The 14,505-nt window shown below is 70.0% G+C and carries 15 protein-coding genes; 1 reads left to right on the top strand and 14 read right to left on the bottom strand.

The window, feature by feature from the left end; genetic code table 11:
- Positions 1 to 51: 51 nt before the first annotated feature.
- Positions 52 to 1,248, bottom strand: coding sequence for a glycosyltransferase 87 family protein (locus ACZ8ZB_RS20460; protein WP_470739114.1), 1,197 nt, complete (start codon positions 1,246 to 1,248; stop codon positions 52 to 54).
- A gap of 74 nt (positions 1,249 to 1,322) precedes the next feature.
- Between ACZ8ZB_RS20460 and ACZ8ZB_RS20455 the strand changes: the two genes are divergently transcribed.
- A complete protein-coding gene (locus ACZ8ZB_RS20455) occupies positions 1,323 to 2,210 on the top strand; it encodes a hypothetical protein (RefSeq protein ID WP_470739113.1) in 888 nt (295 codons plus the stop codon).
- A 55-nt stretch (positions 2,211 to 2,265) separates the two neighbouring features.
- Here the strand turns inward: ACZ8ZB_RS20455 and ACZ8ZB_RS20450 are convergent, their stop codons facing one another.
- From ACZ8ZB_RS20450 to secY, 13 genes are all read right to left on the bottom strand, one after another.
- Positions 2,266 to 3,990 (bottom strand): glycosyltransferase family 39 protein, encoded by a 1,725-nt coding sequence (locus ACZ8ZB_RS20450; protein WP_470739112.1) that lies wholly within the window; start codon positions 3,988 to 3,990, stop codon positions 2,266 to 2,268.
- On the bottom strand, positions 3,990 to 4,994 hold the full coding sequence (locus ACZ8ZB_RS20445; protein ID WP_470739111.1) for a glycoside hydrolase family 26 protein: 1,005 nt from the start codon (positions 4,992 to 4,994) through the stop codon (positions 3,990 to 3,992). The genes ACZ8ZB_RS20450 and ACZ8ZB_RS20445 overlap by 1 nt, the downstream gene beginning before the upstream one ends.
- On the bottom strand, positions 4,994 to 6,358 hold the full coding sequence (locus ACZ8ZB_RS20440; RefSeq protein WP_470741537.1) for a glycosyltransferase family 2 protein: 1,365 nt from the start codon (positions 6,356 to 6,358) through the stop codon (positions 4,994 to 4,996). The genes ACZ8ZB_RS20445 and ACZ8ZB_RS20440 overlap by 1 nt, the downstream gene beginning before the upstream one ends.
- 421 nt (positions 6,359 to 6,779) lie before the next feature.
- Positions 6,780 to 7,646, bottom strand: a complete 867-nt coding sequence (truA, locus tag ACZ8ZB_RS20435; RefSeq protein WP_470739110.1) for a tRNA pseudouridine(38-40) synthase TruA — start codon at positions 7,644 to 7,646, stop codon at positions 6,780 to 6,782.
- Between the two features lie 140 nt (positions 7,647 to 7,786).
- Positions 7,787 to 8,305 carry a 50S ribosomal protein L17 gene (gene rplQ / locus ACZ8ZB_RS20430; protein WP_470739109.1) on the bottom strand — a complete coding sequence of 173 codons (519 nt, stop codon included), beginning with the start codon at positions 8,303 to 8,305 and terminating at the stop codon, positions 7,787 to 7,789.
- Positions 8,306 to 8,477: 172 nt separating this feature from the next.
- A complete protein-coding gene (locus ACZ8ZB_RS20425) occupies positions 8,478 to 9,500 on the bottom strand; it encodes a DNA-directed RNA polymerase subunit alpha (RefSeq protein ID WP_003966937.1) in 1,023 nt (340 codons plus the stop codon).
- A gap of 154 nt (positions 9,501 to 9,654) precedes the next feature.
- Positions 9,655 to 10,059 carry a 30S ribosomal protein S11 gene (gene rpsK, locus ACZ8ZB_RS20420; protein ID WP_003956432.1) on the bottom strand — a complete coding sequence of 135 codons (405 nt, stop codon included), beginning with the start codon at positions 10,057 to 10,059 and terminating at the stop codon, positions 9,655 to 9,657.
- A 64-nt stretch (positions 10,060 to 10,123) separates the two neighbouring features.
- Positions 10,124 to 10,504 carry a 30S ribosomal protein S13 gene (gene rpsM, locus ACZ8ZB_RS20415; RefSeq protein WP_004984507.1) on the bottom strand — a complete coding sequence of 127 codons (381 nt, stop codon included), beginning with the start codon at positions 10,502 to 10,504 and terminating at the stop codon, positions 10,124 to 10,126.
- A 192-nt stretch (positions 10,505 to 10,696) separates the two neighbouring features.
- A complete protein-coding gene (gene rpmJ, locus ACZ8ZB_RS20410; RefSeq protein ID WP_003998809.1) occupies positions 10,697 to 10,810 on the bottom strand; it encodes a 50S ribosomal protein L36 in 114 nt (37 codons plus the stop codon).
- Between the two features lie 59 nt (positions 10,811 to 10,869).
- Positions 10,870 to 11,091: a translation initiation factor IF-1 gene (gene infA, locus ACZ8ZB_RS20405; RefSeq protein ID WP_004927214.1), complete on the bottom strand. Its 222-nt coding sequence runs from the start codon at positions 11,089 to 11,091 to the stop codon at positions 10,870 to 10,872.
- A 216-nt stretch (positions 11,092 to 11,307) separates the two neighbouring features.
- Positions 11,308 to 12,144 (bottom strand): type I methionyl aminopeptidase, encoded by an 837-nt coding sequence (gene map / locus ACZ8ZB_RS20400; RefSeq protein WP_470739108.1) that lies wholly within the window; start codon positions 12,142 to 12,144, stop codon positions 11,308 to 11,310.
- Positions 12,145 to 12,381: 237 nt separating this feature from the next.
- The gene (locus ACZ8ZB_RS20395) at positions 12,382 to 13,035 is read right to left on the bottom strand and encodes an adenylate kinase (RefSeq protein ID WP_470739107.1); all 654 of its coding nucleotides are present in this window, start codon (positions 13,033 to 13,035) and stop codon (positions 12,382 to 12,384) included.
- Positions 13,035 to 14,348, bottom strand: a complete 1,314-nt coding sequence (gene secY / locus ACZ8ZB_RS20390) for a preprotein translocase subunit SecY (RefSeq protein WP_470739106.1) — start codon at positions 14,346 to 14,348, stop codon at positions 13,035 to 13,037. Before secY ends, ACZ8ZB_RS20395 begins: the two co-directional genes overlap by 1 nt.
- Positions 14,349 to 14,505: the final 157 nt, after the last annotated feature.

Below are 14,505 nucleotides of genomic sequence, written 5' to 3'. Positions count from 1 at the left end.
AGGATACCCATCGTCGGCCGGACGGGTCAAAACGAACCCGTCCGTGAGGGGCTACGCCGATTCTACGACCGTGCGCCGCTCCCCCGCCGCCCCACCCGGGCGGTCCGCCTCCCGAGTCCCCCGTACGCAGTGAAGGGCGACCGTCACCGCCAGCACGCACAGCGTGAAGGAGTCGCGGAAGGCCCGGCGCCTGCCCGACTCCAGCCACGGCCAGGTCACCCCCGGCAGCTGCGGCACCAGGGCCAGCCAGAACCAGGGCCGCCGCGCCACCGCCCCGGCGTACGGCAGACCGGCGAGCAGCAGCGGCAGGACGACCAGGAGGTAGTGGTTGTAGGAGGGGCGCGACACCAGGAACGCCGAGAGCATCAGCCCCGCGGACGTCTCCGCCAGCCGCAGCTGCGCCGGACCCGGTCCGCGCCAGCGCCGGTACGCGCACACCACTCCCGCGGCGGCCGCGAGCAGCGCGAGCGGCACGGCGACCGCCCCGGGCACGCCGAGCCGGGGCAGCACGGCCGCCGGCGAGGCCTCGTAGAGCCGTACGAAGGCGTCGTCGCCGCTCAGCAGGAACGGCAGGGTGCGGGTGAAAAAGCCCGTGGGGTCCGGCAGGAACAGCGCCGCCACCACCGAGGCGACCGCCGGGACCAGCACCAGCACCGCCAGCGCCGCCCAGCGGCGCGCGAAGAGGAACAGCAGCGCCATCGGCGCGAGCAGCGGCTTCAGCGCCACCGCCACCCCGATGACCGCGCCCGCCGCGACCCACCGGCCCCGGCTCGCCAGCAGCAGGCACAGCGGAAGTGCCAGCACGGCCGTCACCGTCCAGTTGCCCAGCCGCACCAGCTGCCCGAACGGCGCGAAGCCGGCCGCGAGGCCCAGCAGCCCGAGGACGGCGAGCCTGCTGCGCAGCGGCACCCGGTGCAGCCGCAGGGCGCAGGCCCAGCCCAGCACGAGGGCGAGGACCACCGCCACCGGCACGGCCACGTCGAGCACGGACCGCGGCAGCAGCGCCTGCGGGGCGGCGGCCACCACCGCGCTCGGAAAGTAGAGGAAGTGCCGGTCGTCGTAGGGCGAACCACCGGCCAGCCAGGTCCGCCCGGCGTCCACGACGATCGCGTTGTCCATCCCTCCGTCCGAGGTCACCAGCACCGCGTGCGCCGCCAGCGCCCCCAGTACCGCCGCGAGCCCGGCCCACAGGGGCCCGCTCGCGGGACGCACCAACCACCCGGAGATGTCGCTTTTGCCCGTTACCATGGCGGCAACGCTAGGGCCTGCGGGCCCCGTTGAGGCGGACCAGCACACCCCGTGCCCCGTCTAAGATGCGCCCCATGAGTCTTGGGCAGGGGGGACCTCAGCAGCAGTGGGATCCCTGGAAACCGAATTCCCAGCAGCCCTGGAGCGGCGGCGGCTCCGGCCAGTCACCGGACTGGGCCGCGCTCGCCGACGCCTCCGAGGCCCGCGCCAAGCGCCGCCGGCTGCTGTTCATAGGCGGCGGGGCGCTCGCCACCATCGCGATAGGCACGGCCGTCGCGGTCGCCGTCGTCTCGTCCGACAGCGGCGACGAGGCCTCGCCGGGCGCCTCCTCCCAGCTGCCCGGGGGCTCCGACACCGACCTCCCGAGCCCCACGGGCACGGTCCCGTCGTTCGCCCCGACGAGCGCCCCGCCGCCGCTGGACCCGATGGACTTCATCGCCAGCGCGAAGAAGGACAAGGCCCCGCTGAGCCCCGACATCCTCTTCCCCGGAACCCAGCTGACCATGGGTGAGGCGGTGTACAAGAAGGGCCCGACGGCGGACACCGACAACTGCGCCTCGGCCGCGAAGTCCACGCTCCCGAAGGTCCTGAACGACAACGGCTGCACCCGTCTGATCCGGGTCACCTACACCAAGGACGACATGGCGGTGACGGTCGGCGTGGCCGTCTTCGACACCGCGGCCCAGGCGACGAAGGCCAAGCAGCAGGCCGACAAGAAGAGCATCGTCAAGTCGCTGTCGGGCGGCGGGGTCGAGGACTTCTGCTCCGGCGCGGTCTGCCGCTCCACCACCAACTCCTACGGCCGCTACGCCTACTTCACCCTCACCGGCTTCACCGCCGGCAAGGACGTGACGACGAAGGACAAGGCCGTCTTCACCACCGGCGACGACCTGCAGGAGTTCACGTTCGGCCGGATCCGCAGCCGGGGCGTGGCCCAGGCGTCGGCGGCGGCGAACGAGTAGCCGGCGGCGGTGAGCCGCGTGCCTGCGGTCCTTCCCGCCGAGGGAGCGGCCCCGCTCACGAGGTCCTGATCCAGATGCGGTACTCGCCGGTGCCGGCGGAGTTGCGGAACGGCAGGTTCGCCAGGAGCCGGTAGTGCGGATTGCCCCTGACCGCGTCCGCGATGACGTCGTCCACCCGCGGGTTGGTGAGCCCGTCGAGGACGATCAGATCGAACTCGCCGTCGCGCAGCGCCGCCCGGTAGGCGGCGTCCCCGGCGGAGTACGTGCCCTTCTCGTCCGTGTACTCCATGCCGAAGACGCTCTGCCACTGGCGGTGCGTGGTCTCCTCACGGAAGTAGTAGAGGGGCACCTCGGGCGTGGAACCGAGGTAGTGGCCCCGGGGGTTCATGTGGGGCTCGATGGTCCGGACCATTTTCGAGGAGTCGGGCCAGAGGGCGAACCGCCAGTCCGCCTGCGCGATGCCCAGGCAGAGCATCGCCGTCCACAGCATGATGCCGAGCTGCGGGTACCGGAAGTGCGCGCCCACCAGCCGGGTCGCACCGACACCGGCCATGGGCGCGGCGAAGAACAGGCCGAAGCCGATGTGCTTGAAGAGCGAGACCTGGGTGGCCAGGTGCACCTGGTAGGCGGGCGCGAGCACCGCCGTGCCGCACAGCACCAGTCCGAGCAGGGCCCGTCGGCGCCGCCCGGGGTCGTCCAGTCGCCGTGCGAGCGGCGACTCGTGCATGCGGCTGCGCCGCACGTAGGAGACGGCGCCGCCGACGGCGGTGAGGAACATCAGTCCGCCCCACTCCGCCGACCGCCGCAGCAGGAAGCCGGCGCCGTCGGTGCCGTGCTCCCGGTCGGTGGTGGTCTGCCGCACGCCGGCCATCAGATCGGTGGCGTAGACGCCGGCCGCGAGGAGGGCGCCGACGCCCAGGCCGAGCAGTACCACGCGTCCGGCCGCCGCCCCGGCGCCCCGGCGGGGCCACGTGGTGAGCAGGGCCAGCACGACGACGGTCGGCAGGTACAGCGCGGCCGCGTACTTCACGCCGACGGCCAGGACCGCCACGGGCGCGGCGAGCAGCACGGCTGCGACGGGCGCCCGGTCGGTGCGGACGACGATCCAGGTGGCCAGCGCCAGCAGGAACACGGCGGCGGCGTCGTAGGTGGCGTAGTACCCCATGACGACGGTCGACTGCACCACCGCGAACAGCGCCGCCGCGGCCAGCGCCGCCCGCTCGTTGAACAGGCGGCGGGTGAGGGAGTACAGCAGCCCGGTGGTGGCGAGCATGAACACCAGGCTCAGTGACCGCGCCCCGGCGAGCCCGAACCGCCCGTCCACGAGCGCGGCGAGCACCGGGTACAGCTGCGGCGAGCCGGAGAAGTACGCCGCGTAGTCCCTCGGGAGCACAGTGCCGTGCAGCAGGTGGTCGAGCTGGGCGTGTCCGGCCGCCAGGTACAGGGCCTCGTCCTGGAAGGCGGTGTTGGACAGCCGCAGCGAGAGCACGGCCTGGACGGTCAGGACGCACAGCAGCACGACCCGGCTGATCCGGTCCCGCCGTCTGCCGGCGGCCATGTCCCAGCCCACCTCGGGGGTGTCGGGCACGTGGTAGCCCGGCCCGGCCGGCGCCCGTTCCGCCACGGCCCGCAGCGCGCGGGTCGGCCGGTCGTCGTGGCCGTCTTGCGGACCGCTCGGCTGCCGCGGCGCGCACCCGTCGGCGCCGGCCCGGCCGCCGGCCGGGTCCTCCTGCCCGTACGGGCCGAAGGGCCGCGGTGCGCGGTGCTCGTACCGGGACATCACGGCTTCCGCACGTCGAAGCCGAACCGGTCGTCCGCGGCCAGGCGCCTGAACTCCTCCAGCGCCAGGGGGCTCGCCTCCAGCCGCCAGTCGGCGCGCTTCTTGTGGTTGAACCAGACGAAGCCGAGCATGTCGTCGTCGGTCGTGACGCCCGCGAAGAGGCTGCGGATGTCGGCCCGCCGCCGCTCGCCGGCCATGGCCGCCGTCTCCAGCAGCAGCATCGGCTTCCCGGTGAAGGTGCGGACCTGGTCCCGGGTCGGCCCGAAGACGCTGTCGAAGGCGCCGTCCTCCTCGCTCGTCCAGTAGCCGATCAGGCCGATCCAGTCGACGTAGCCGTCGCCCGGGTAGTACGGCTCCAGCTCGACCTCGCCGACCGGGTTGACGATGTTCGGCGACCAGGCCCAGATGACGTTCGAAGCGCCGACGTCGACGAAGGTGTCGTGGACGCGCCGCCAGGCGGCCACGTAGTCCTCGGGGGTGGTGTTCCGGGTGCCCCACTTCTCCCAGTGGCCGTTGAACTCGTCCGCGAAGGAGATCACCACGGGCAGGTTCAGCTCGCGCACCGCCCTCGCGTACTTCTCGACGTAGGCGTCCGACGCGCCGGCCGCGATGTCGGCGGGCGAGGTGTCGAAGGGCTCCCAGGACATCAGCGTCAGGGCGCCCTCCGCCCAGGCGTTGCGCACACCGGTGGCGTCGAAACCGTCGCCCCAGGCGGCGTAGTACTCGATGAGGTTCGGCCGCTTGCCGACCATCTCGGTGTAGGCGTCGATGCCCTTCATCGAGTGCGGCGAGCCCTCGACGGCGGCCCCGAAGTACTTCTTCGCCGGCTTCAGCAGCGGTACGACGTCGTACGGGACGCCCGCCCCGGCGCTCCCGGCGCCCGGGCCGCCGCCGGCCGCGTCCGGGCCGGCCGGCTCGTCGCCGGACGACGAGCAGCCGCTGAGCAGCAGTGCCGCCAGCAGGCAGGAGGACAGCACCGCACGGGCGCGGGGGAGGAAGCGCATCAGACCGTCGCCTCCGTCCGGGGCTGCACCAGGACGCGGGCCACCACCAGGGCGTAGAAGAGTCCGGAGGAGAGGATCAGCGCGAAGTCCGGGGCGTCCATGGTGAACGTGCGGTACACCGCGGCGACCACCCACACCAGGGCGGTGCCACCGCTCCACACCCACATGCCGGTCCAGAAGCGCCGGGTCCTGTCCTTCCTGGCGCCGGAGGAGCCGGTGGGCTGCCAGCCCATGCGGTTCCCGCGCAGGATGTCCCAGATGGCGAAGGCGTGTGCCCAGCCGTACATCATGCGGGCCGCCCACGCCTCCAGGCGGTAGGGCGCCCTGTGCCACATCGGGAAGACGATCGTGGTGTAGACGATGCTCGGGAGCAACAGGACCAGATGCTCGACCAGGAGCTTCTCCGGCATCGCCAGCAGCAGCACGATCGGGATCACGGGGGCCGCGAAGGTGAACAGCGCCGTGTGGATGTAGTAGAAGAAGCCGGACAGGTAGCACAGGCGGCTCGACGGCCTGATACTCGTCCGCCAGAACTTCCCGCTGCCCAGCAGGCTCATGGAGCCGGAGCACCATCGGTACTGCTGGTCGAAGAAGGCGCCCGCGTTGTCCGGGCACACGCCCGTCGACACCGCGACCGGCACATAGCGCAGGTCCCAGCCGAGACGGCGCAGGTCGAAGCCGGTGTGCACGTCCTCGGAGTGCTCGATCAGCGTGGTTCCGCCGTTGGTCTCCAGGGCCGCGCGCCGGTAGACGGCGCAGCTGCCCACGCAGATCGCACCGTCACTGCCCTGCCGGGAGACCTGCACGGACCGGTAGAACAGCTCCTGCACGGCGCCGGCGCCGCGCTCGATCCAGTTCTGCGAGTCCAGGACGCGGAAGTACTGCGGCGACTGGACGATGCCGGTGCGCGGATCCGCCGCCATGTACGGCAGCAGTTCCTGGAGCAGATCGGCGCGCGGGGTGAAGTCGGCGTCGAGGATCAGGATGAACTCGCCGTCGGACCGGCCGAACCCGAAGTGCAGGTTGCCCGCCTTCTTGAACCAGCCGCGGTTCTCGCGGCTCCCGTAGCGGAACCCGAAGTCCCGTGCCATCGCCTCCAGTTCGCGACTGGCACCGTCGTCCAGCACGAACGGGACGCAGACGCCCGGGTAGTGGTCGGCCATCACCCGCACGTGCTTCCAGGTGTTGTGCAGGATCCCGATGGGCTCGCCGCACACGGGCAGGAACACGTCGACCGTGGGGTACGCCTCCGGCCGCCAGTCGCGGACCAGCCGCTTGTGGTGCGCGACGTCGAAGTCACGGGTGAAACCGTTCACCCGGAGCGACACCAGGTAGTAGACGACCGTGAAGGCGAGCAGCGGCATGTACGCCCACAGCAGTGGCGCCGACCGCGCCAGCTTGACCTGACTGACCGCCAGGCAGCCGAAGCTGACCAGCGAGCTGAGCGTCAGGATCCATAAGTGCCGGCGCGCGTAGGCGTACTTCTCCCTGTCCGTCGGCGGCAGCGGCAACAACCCCGTCGGGACCCCGCCGTCGCGCGGCGCCCTGCGCCGCCCGCCGCTCCCGCGCAGGTCGCGACGCCCCCCGGTCCGCACCGGGCCCACTGAACCCATAGGAAACCCCCCGGGCCCCGACGGCCCGTCGACCCCACCCTCGCCCGGCCTCCCCGAACCCACGACCGGGCGCCGCAAGGTTATACGAGAGGCAGGAGGACCGTAAGGGGGCGACTGGAGCGCTATGTTCCGAATGTGCCAGGGGGGAAGCGGGGCCGGGAACGGGACGGAACTAGCAGGTCGCGCATCCCGACCGCGCGGGCAGGGACCGCTTGTTGCGGGCCTCCCTGCTGCGGGCGGCGAGGAGTTCGTCGGCCGGGTAGCCGACCTCCTCCAGGGTCAGGCCGTGCGGGCGTACGACGTGGACGGCCGAGTCCCGTACGCCCGCCGCCAGCACCTCGGCCGGCCAGTCGGGCGGGCGGTGGCCGTCGCCGACGAACAGCAGCGCGCCGATCAGCGAGCGGACCATGTTGTGGCAGAAGGCGTCGGCCCGGACGGTGGCGGTGACGATCCCGTCCTCGCCGCGCACCAGGCTCAGCTCCTGGAGGGTCCGGATGGTCGTGGCCCCCTCCCGCTTCTTGCAGTACGCGGCGAAGTCGTGCTCCCCCAGCAGCCCGCGGGCCGCCTCGTTCATGGCGTCGACGTCGAGCGGCCAGTCGTGCCACAACACGTGCCCGCGCAGCAGCGGGTCCACCCCGCCGGGGTTGTCGGTGACGCGGTAGGCGTAGCGCCGCCAGATCGCGGAGAACCGGGCGTCGAAACCGCGGGGCGCCTCCCTGAGCGCCCACACCCGCACGTCCCTCGGCAGGCGCCCGGCGAGCCGCTTGAGCAGCTTCGTGTGGTGCTCGGCCCACACCTCCCGCTCCAGGTCCACGTGCGCGACCTGACCCCGCGCGTGCACACCGGCGTCGGTCCGCCCCGCCACGGTCAGCTCGTACGTCGTCCCCCCGGACCGCGTCACGGTCCGCAGCGCGTCCTCGATCTCCCCCTGCACGGTCCGCCGCCCGCCGGCCTGCTTGGCCCACCCGGAGAATTCGGTCCCGTCGTAGGAAAGGTCGAGACGGACCCGCACGAACCCCGGCTGCACTTCGTCACTCACACCAAAGATCCTCTCACCCGCACGAAAGCGGGCCCGCCCCTCGAAAGGGACGGGCCCGCAACGCCCTCAGGGGCGCGGGGAACTGCGCGACAAGCCACGACACCGCCGCAGCCGCCATCGCCCAGCCCCCGGCAGAACGCTTACGCGTCCTTCGACTCCTCGGCGGCCTCGTCGGCCTTGACCTCGGTGGTCTCCTCGGCCTTGGTCGTGTCGACCTTGGTCTCGGCGTCCTTGGTCTCGGCGTCCTTGGCGGCACGCTTCGTCGCGGCCTCGGCCTCGCCGGTGGCCTCCTGCGCCACCGTCAGCGCCTCGACCAGCTCGATGACGGCCATGGGCGCGTTGTCGCCACGGCGGTTACCGATCTTGGTGATGCGGGTGTAGCCACCGGGACGGTTCTCGTACCGCGGGCCGATCTCGGTGAAGAGCGTGTGGACGATGCTCTTGTCCGTGATGACCTGGAGCACCTGACGGCGGTTGTGAAGGTCGCCCTTCTTCGCCTTGGTGACCAGACGCTCGGCGTACGGACGCAGCTTGCGCGCCTTCGCCTCGGTGGTGGTGATGCGGCCGTGCTCGAACAGCGCCTTCGCGAGGTTCGCGAGAAGCAGCTTCTCGTGCGCGGCGCTGCCGCCCATACGGGCGCCCTTGGTGGGCCTCGGCATGGTGTTTCTCCTAGGTGTCTGCCCCGGCCGTATCAGGTACCGGGGTCAGTATCCGAGCGGGCGGTCGCCCGTCGGAGATCCAGGCCCCCGCAGGGGCCTGGAAGGGGCGCGGGGAACCGCGCGACCAGCCACAGCCGGCCCGCGGACGCAGTACGGCCTCCCCGCGGAGCGCCTAGTACTGCTCGGTCTCGACGAAGCCCGCGTCCGCGTCGTCGTCCGCGCCGAAGGCGTCCGCCGCGGCGGTCGGGTCGAACCCGGGAGGCGAGTCCTTCAGCGCGAGGCCCATGCCGGCGAGCTTGGCCTTGACCTCGTCGATGGACTTCGCACCGAAGTTGCGGATGTCGAGCAGGTCCGCCTCGGAGCGGGCGACGAGCTCACCCACGGAGTGGATGCCCTCACGCTTGAGGCAGTTGTACGACCGAACGGTGAGCTCCAGCTCCTCGATCGGCAGCGCCAGGTCGGCGGCGAGGGCGGCGTCCGTGGGGGACGGGCCCATGTCGATGCCCTCGGCGTCGATGTTGAGCTCGCGGGCCAGACCGAACAGCTCGACCAGGGTCTTGCCGGCCGACGCCATGGCGTCGCGCGGACGCATGGCCTGCTTGGTCTCGACGTCGACGATCAGCTTGTCGAAGTCGGTGCGCTGCTCGACACGGGTCGCCTCGACCTTGTAGGTGACCTTGAGGACCGGCGAGTAGATCGAGTCGACCGGGATGCGCCCGATCTCCTGACCGACCTGCTTGTTCTGCACGGCGGAGACGTAGCCGCGACCGCGCTCGACGGTCAGCTCCATCTCCAGCTTGCCCTTGCCGTTGAGCGTGGCGAGGACGAGGTCGGGGTTGTGCACCTCGACACCGGCCGGCGGCGCGATGTCGGCGGCGGTGACCAGACCCGGGCCCTGCTTGCGCAGGTACATCACGACCGGCTCGTCGTGCTCCGAGGAGACGACCAGCTGCTTGATGTTGAGGATCAGGTCGGTGACGTCCTCCTTGACGCCCGGCACGGTGGTGAACTCGTGCAGGACGCCGTCGATGCGGATGCTGGTGACAGCGGCACCGGGGATCGACGACAGGAGGGTACGGCGGAGGGAGTTGCCGAGGGTGTAGCCGAAGCCCGGCTCCAGCGGCTCGATCACGAACCGGGAGCGGAATTCGTCGACGACCTCTTCGGTCAACGAGGGACGCTGAGCGATCAGCATGGGGTGATCAGATCCTTCTTTCGTGGACGCCCGCTATTTGACGCCCGACGGAAACCGCACCCGGTGAAAAGTGCGGGTACTGCAAGGGTACGGGCGGCACGGCCCTTGCGAGCCGTACCGCCCGAACCCGAAGCCGAACGAAGCGGCCGGCGTCTCAGACGCGACGGCGCTTCGGCGGACGGCAGCCGTTGTGCGGGGTCGGGGTGACGTCCTGGATGGAGCCGACCTCGAGGCCCGTGGCCTGCAGGGAGCGGATCGCGGTCTCACGACCGGAGCCCGGGCCCTTGACGAACACGTCGACCTTGCGCATGCCGTGCTCCTGGGCGCGGCGGGCGGCCGACTCGGCGGCCATCTGCGCGGCGAACGGCGTGGACTTCCGGGAGCCCTTGAAGCCGACGTGGCCGGCGGAGGCCCAGGAGATCACGTTGCCGGACGGGTCCGTGATCGAGACGATCGTGTTGTTGAACGTGCTCTTGATGTGCGCGTGGCCGTGAGCGACGTTCTTCTTTTCCTTGCGGCGCACCTTCTTGGCAGCGCCCTGACGACCCTTGGGGGGCATGTCGTTCTCCTACGGGAGGTGGTCGGTCCTACAGCGAAGACCGTGGACAGAGGTCCGCTGCGGACTACTTCTTGCCCGGCTTCTTCTTGCCGGCGATGGCGCGACGCGGGCCCTTGCGGGTACGCGCGTTGGTGCTGGTGCGCTGACCGCGGACGGGCAGGCCGCGACGGTGACGCAGACCCTGGTAGGTGCCGATCTCGACCTTGCGGCGGATGTCGGCCTGGATCTCGCGACGGAGGTCACCCTCGGTCTTGATGTTGTTGTCGACGTACTCGCGGATCGCGACGAGCTGCTCCTCGGAGAGGTCGCGAACGCGGGTGTTCGGGTCGACGCCGGTGGCGGCCAGCGTCTGCTGCGAAAGAGTCCGGCCGATGCCGAACACGTAGGTGAGGGCGATCTCCACGCGCTTTTCGCGCGGGATGTCAACACCGGAAACGCGTGCCATTCAATGGCTCCAGTTGATTGTCGGAGGTCTTCCACAGGACCGGATCCCAGCCCGCCGTACCAGGTACGGACCGGGTCCCCGGCCTCCGAGCCGGGGGTGTCGAGCCGTGCGGCTCGGGACCTGCGTATGAACGTGTACTGCTCGCGTCACGCGAAGTTCTGCGGAAGTCGCAGAGGGTGGATCGTGCTGCGGTCAGCCCTGGCGCTGCTTGTGGCGCGGGTTCTCGCAGATGACCATGACCCGGCCGTGACGGCGGATCACCCTGCACTTGTCGCAGATCTTCTTGACGCTCGGCTTGACCTTCATGGGTGTGAGGTTCTCCGGGTCAGTGCCATCACCCCGGCGGACCGGGGAGCGGGCAAGATCTACTTGTACCGGTAGACGATCCGGCCACGCGTCAGGTCGTACGGAGACAGCTCCACCACGACCCGGTCGTCAGGGAGGATGCGGATGTAGTGCATGCGCATCTTGCCGCTGATGTGTGCCAGGACCTGGTGGCCGTTCTGGAGCTCGACCCTGAACATGGCGTTCGGAAGAGACTCGACGACAGTGCCCTCGATCTCGATGGCACCTTGCTTCTTGGCCACGCTTCGCCCTTCGAATCGACTACCTTGATCGACTCTGGCGTGCACCGTGTGTAGTACATGCGGACATGCGGGTGCACAAGAGCCGACGAGTCAGTCTACGTCAGCGCCCCCGGAAAAACGAATCGGAAATCCTGCCCCACCCCGGAGATCCTTAACCGGACGGAGCCCACTCCTCGACGCCGGCCCCCGGCCGGCGAGTGCGTCCGGGGTCCGTCGTCAGCCGAGCGGGTCCGGCGCCGCCGTGATGCCCATCTCCGCCAGCTTCGCCTTGCCCCCGTCGGGAGCCGTCAGGACCAGCGGCCCCTGCTCGGTCAGGGCCACCGAGTGCTCCCAGTGGGAGGACCAGGTGCCGTCGGTGGTGATGACCGTCCAGTCGTCGGAGAGGACCTTCGTCTTCGGGGTGCCCAGGGAGACCATCGGCTCGATGGCGAGGCAGAAGCCCGGGACCAGCTTGGGGCCCTTGCCGCGCTTGCGGTCGACGTAGTTCAGCAGATGCGGGTCCATGTGCATCTCGGTGCCGATGCCGTGGCCGCCGTAGTCCTCGATGATCCCGTACTTGCCGCCGCCCGGCTTGGGCTGGCGCCGGATGTACGTCTCGACGGCGCGGGAGATGTCGACGAGCCGGTTGCCCTGCTTCATGGCCGCGATGCCGGCCCACATCGACTCCTCGGTCACCCGGGACAGCTCGATCAGCTCCGGGGAGTGGCCGGACCCGACGAACGCGGTGTAGGCGGCGTCACCGTGCCATCCGTCGATGATCGCGCCGCAGTCGATGGAGATGACGTCGCCGTCCTTGAGGACCACGTCGTCGGAGGGGATGCCGTGGACGACGACGTCGTTCACCGAGGTGCAGATCGTCGCGGGGAAGCCGCCGTAGCCGAGGAAGTTCGGCTTGGCGTCGTGCTCCGCGAGCACCTTGCGGGCGACCTGGTCCAGGTCCTTCGTCGTGGCCCCGGGCACGGCGGCCTCACGGGTGGCCGCGTGGATGGCGGCGACGACCAACCCCGCCTCACGCATCTTGGCGATCTGCTCAGGGCTCTTGATCTGCACCATGGGGACGACGGCCTTTCTGGGACCGGAAGGAGTACGAACGCTTCCAACGATACGGGGCGCGATCCGCGGGCGATCGCGCCTCCCCCCGTGTCCTGAAGGCCCGGGAGGTGCCCCCGGGGCGCCGGGGCCCCTCCGGGGGAGGCGCCCCGCGAGCGCCGGGCCGCGCGAGCACCCCCGGCCAAGCCGCAGCCGCGGCCCCTCGAGCGAAGGGACCGCGGCTGCGACCGATGTACAGAACTACTTACCGCTCTTCAGCGCCTCCAGCGCGCGGCCCGTGACCTCGTCGACGGGCCCCATCGCCGAGATGGTGACGACCAGCCCCTGCGCCCGGTAGTAGTCGATGATCGGCTCGGTCTGCGTGTGGTAGACCTCCAGCCGCGTCCGCACGGTGCCCTCGGAGTCGTCGTCGCGCTGGTACAGCTCACCGCCGCAGAGGTCGCACACGCCCTCCCGCTTCGACGGGCTGTACGTCACGTGGAACACGTGCGCCGAGTCCTTGCGGCAGACCCGCCGCCCGGCGATCCGCTTGACGACCTCGTCCTCGGGGGCTTCCAGATCGAGCACGGCGTCCAGCTTGATGCCCTCGGTCTGCAGCAGCTCGTCCAGCGCCTCGGCCTGCGACACGTTGCGCGGGAAACCGTCCAGCAGGAAGCCGCCCTCGGCGTCGGGCTGCTCCATGCGGTCCTTGGCCATGGCGATGGTGACCTCGTCGGGGACGAGATTGCCCGCGTCCATGTAGGACTTCGCGAGCTTCCCGAGCTCGGTCTGCCGGCTGATGTTGGCGCGGAAGAGGTCGCCTGTGGAGATGTGCGGGATGCGCAGTTTCTCGGCAAGGCGGGTGGCCTGCGTACCTTTACCAGCACCCGGCGGCCCGACGAGGACGATTCGCATCAGCGGAGGAACCCTTCGTAATTGCGCTGCTGGAGCTGGCTCTCGATCTGCCTCACCGTCTCGAGACCGACACCCACGATGATCAGGATGCTGGTCCCGCCGAACGGGAAGTTCTGGTTCGCCCCGAAACCAGCCAACGCCATTGTCGGCACGAGAGAGATCAGACCCAAGTACAGCGAACCCGGCCAGGTGATCCGGTTGAGTACGTAGCTGAGGTACTCAGCGGTCGGTCGGCCAGCCCGGATGCCCGGGATGAAGCCACCATACTTCTTCATGTTGTCGGCGACTTCCTCGGGGTTGAAGGAGATCGCCACGTAGAAGAAGGCGAAGAACACGATCAGGAAGAAGTACAGAATGATGTGCGCCGTGGCCCCGGGGTCGGCGAGATTCGCCTCGATCCACGTCGCCCAGCCCGCCGTCGAGCTGGAGAACTGGACGATCAGCGCCGGGATGTACAGCAGCGACGCGGCGAAGATGACGGGGATGACGCCCGCCTGGTTCACCTTGAGCGGGATGTACGTCGACGTACCGCCGTAGGAGCGGCGGCCGACCATGCGCTTGGCGTACTGCACGGGGATCCGGCGCTGGGCCTGCTCGACGAAGACGACCAGGCCGACCATGACGAAGCCGACGAGCATGACGGTGCCGAACTCGATCCAGCCGTCCGCGAGGCTGCCCTGCTCCTTGATGGCCCACAGGGCGGAGGGGAAGGTCGCGGCGATCGAGATGAACATCAGGATCGACATGCCGTTGCCGATGCCGCGGTCGGTGATGAGCTCACCGAGCCACATGACGAGGGCCGTACCGGCGGTCATGGTGATGACCATGGTGACGGTCACGAAGATCGACTGGTCCGGGACGATCTCGCTCGCGACCGGGCAGCCCTGGAACAGGGCGCCGCTGCGGGCGGTGGCCACCAGGCCGGTGCCCTGCAGGATGGCCAGCGCCACCGTCAGATAACGGGTGTACTGCGTGATCTTCGCCGTACCGGCCTGGCCCTCCTTCTTGAGGGCTTCCAGACGCGGGATCACCACGGTCAGCAGCTGCAGGATGATCGCCGCGGTGATGTACGGCATGATGCCCAGGGCGAAGATCGTGATCTGGAGCAGCGCCCCGCCGCTGAACATGTTCACCAGACCGAACAGACCCGAATTGGCTTCGGCATTGTCGATACAGGTCTGGACGTTGCGGTAGTCGACGCCCGGAATGGGAACGTTGGTACCGACGCGGTACACCACGATGATGCCGAGCGTGAAGAGCAGCTTCTTGCGCAGGTCGGGCGTCTTGAACGCCCGGGCGAACGCGGTGAGCACGGTGCCTCCTGCGACCCCCCGCGCATCTGCGTCAAGGGTGACGGTCTTGAGATTCCGACTAAGGACGAATACGTAACGGTCAACTGCCGTCCCGAGTGCCCGTACGGGGCGCCCGGGGTCAATGGGCAGCGCAGGCCACCTTACCGGCGACCATGCC

The sequence above is a fragment of the Streptomyces sp. 12E genome, assembly GCF_055633275.1.
Note: the sequence above shows the minus strand (reverse complement) of the source record. Positions and strands in the feature narration are given on the sequence as shown.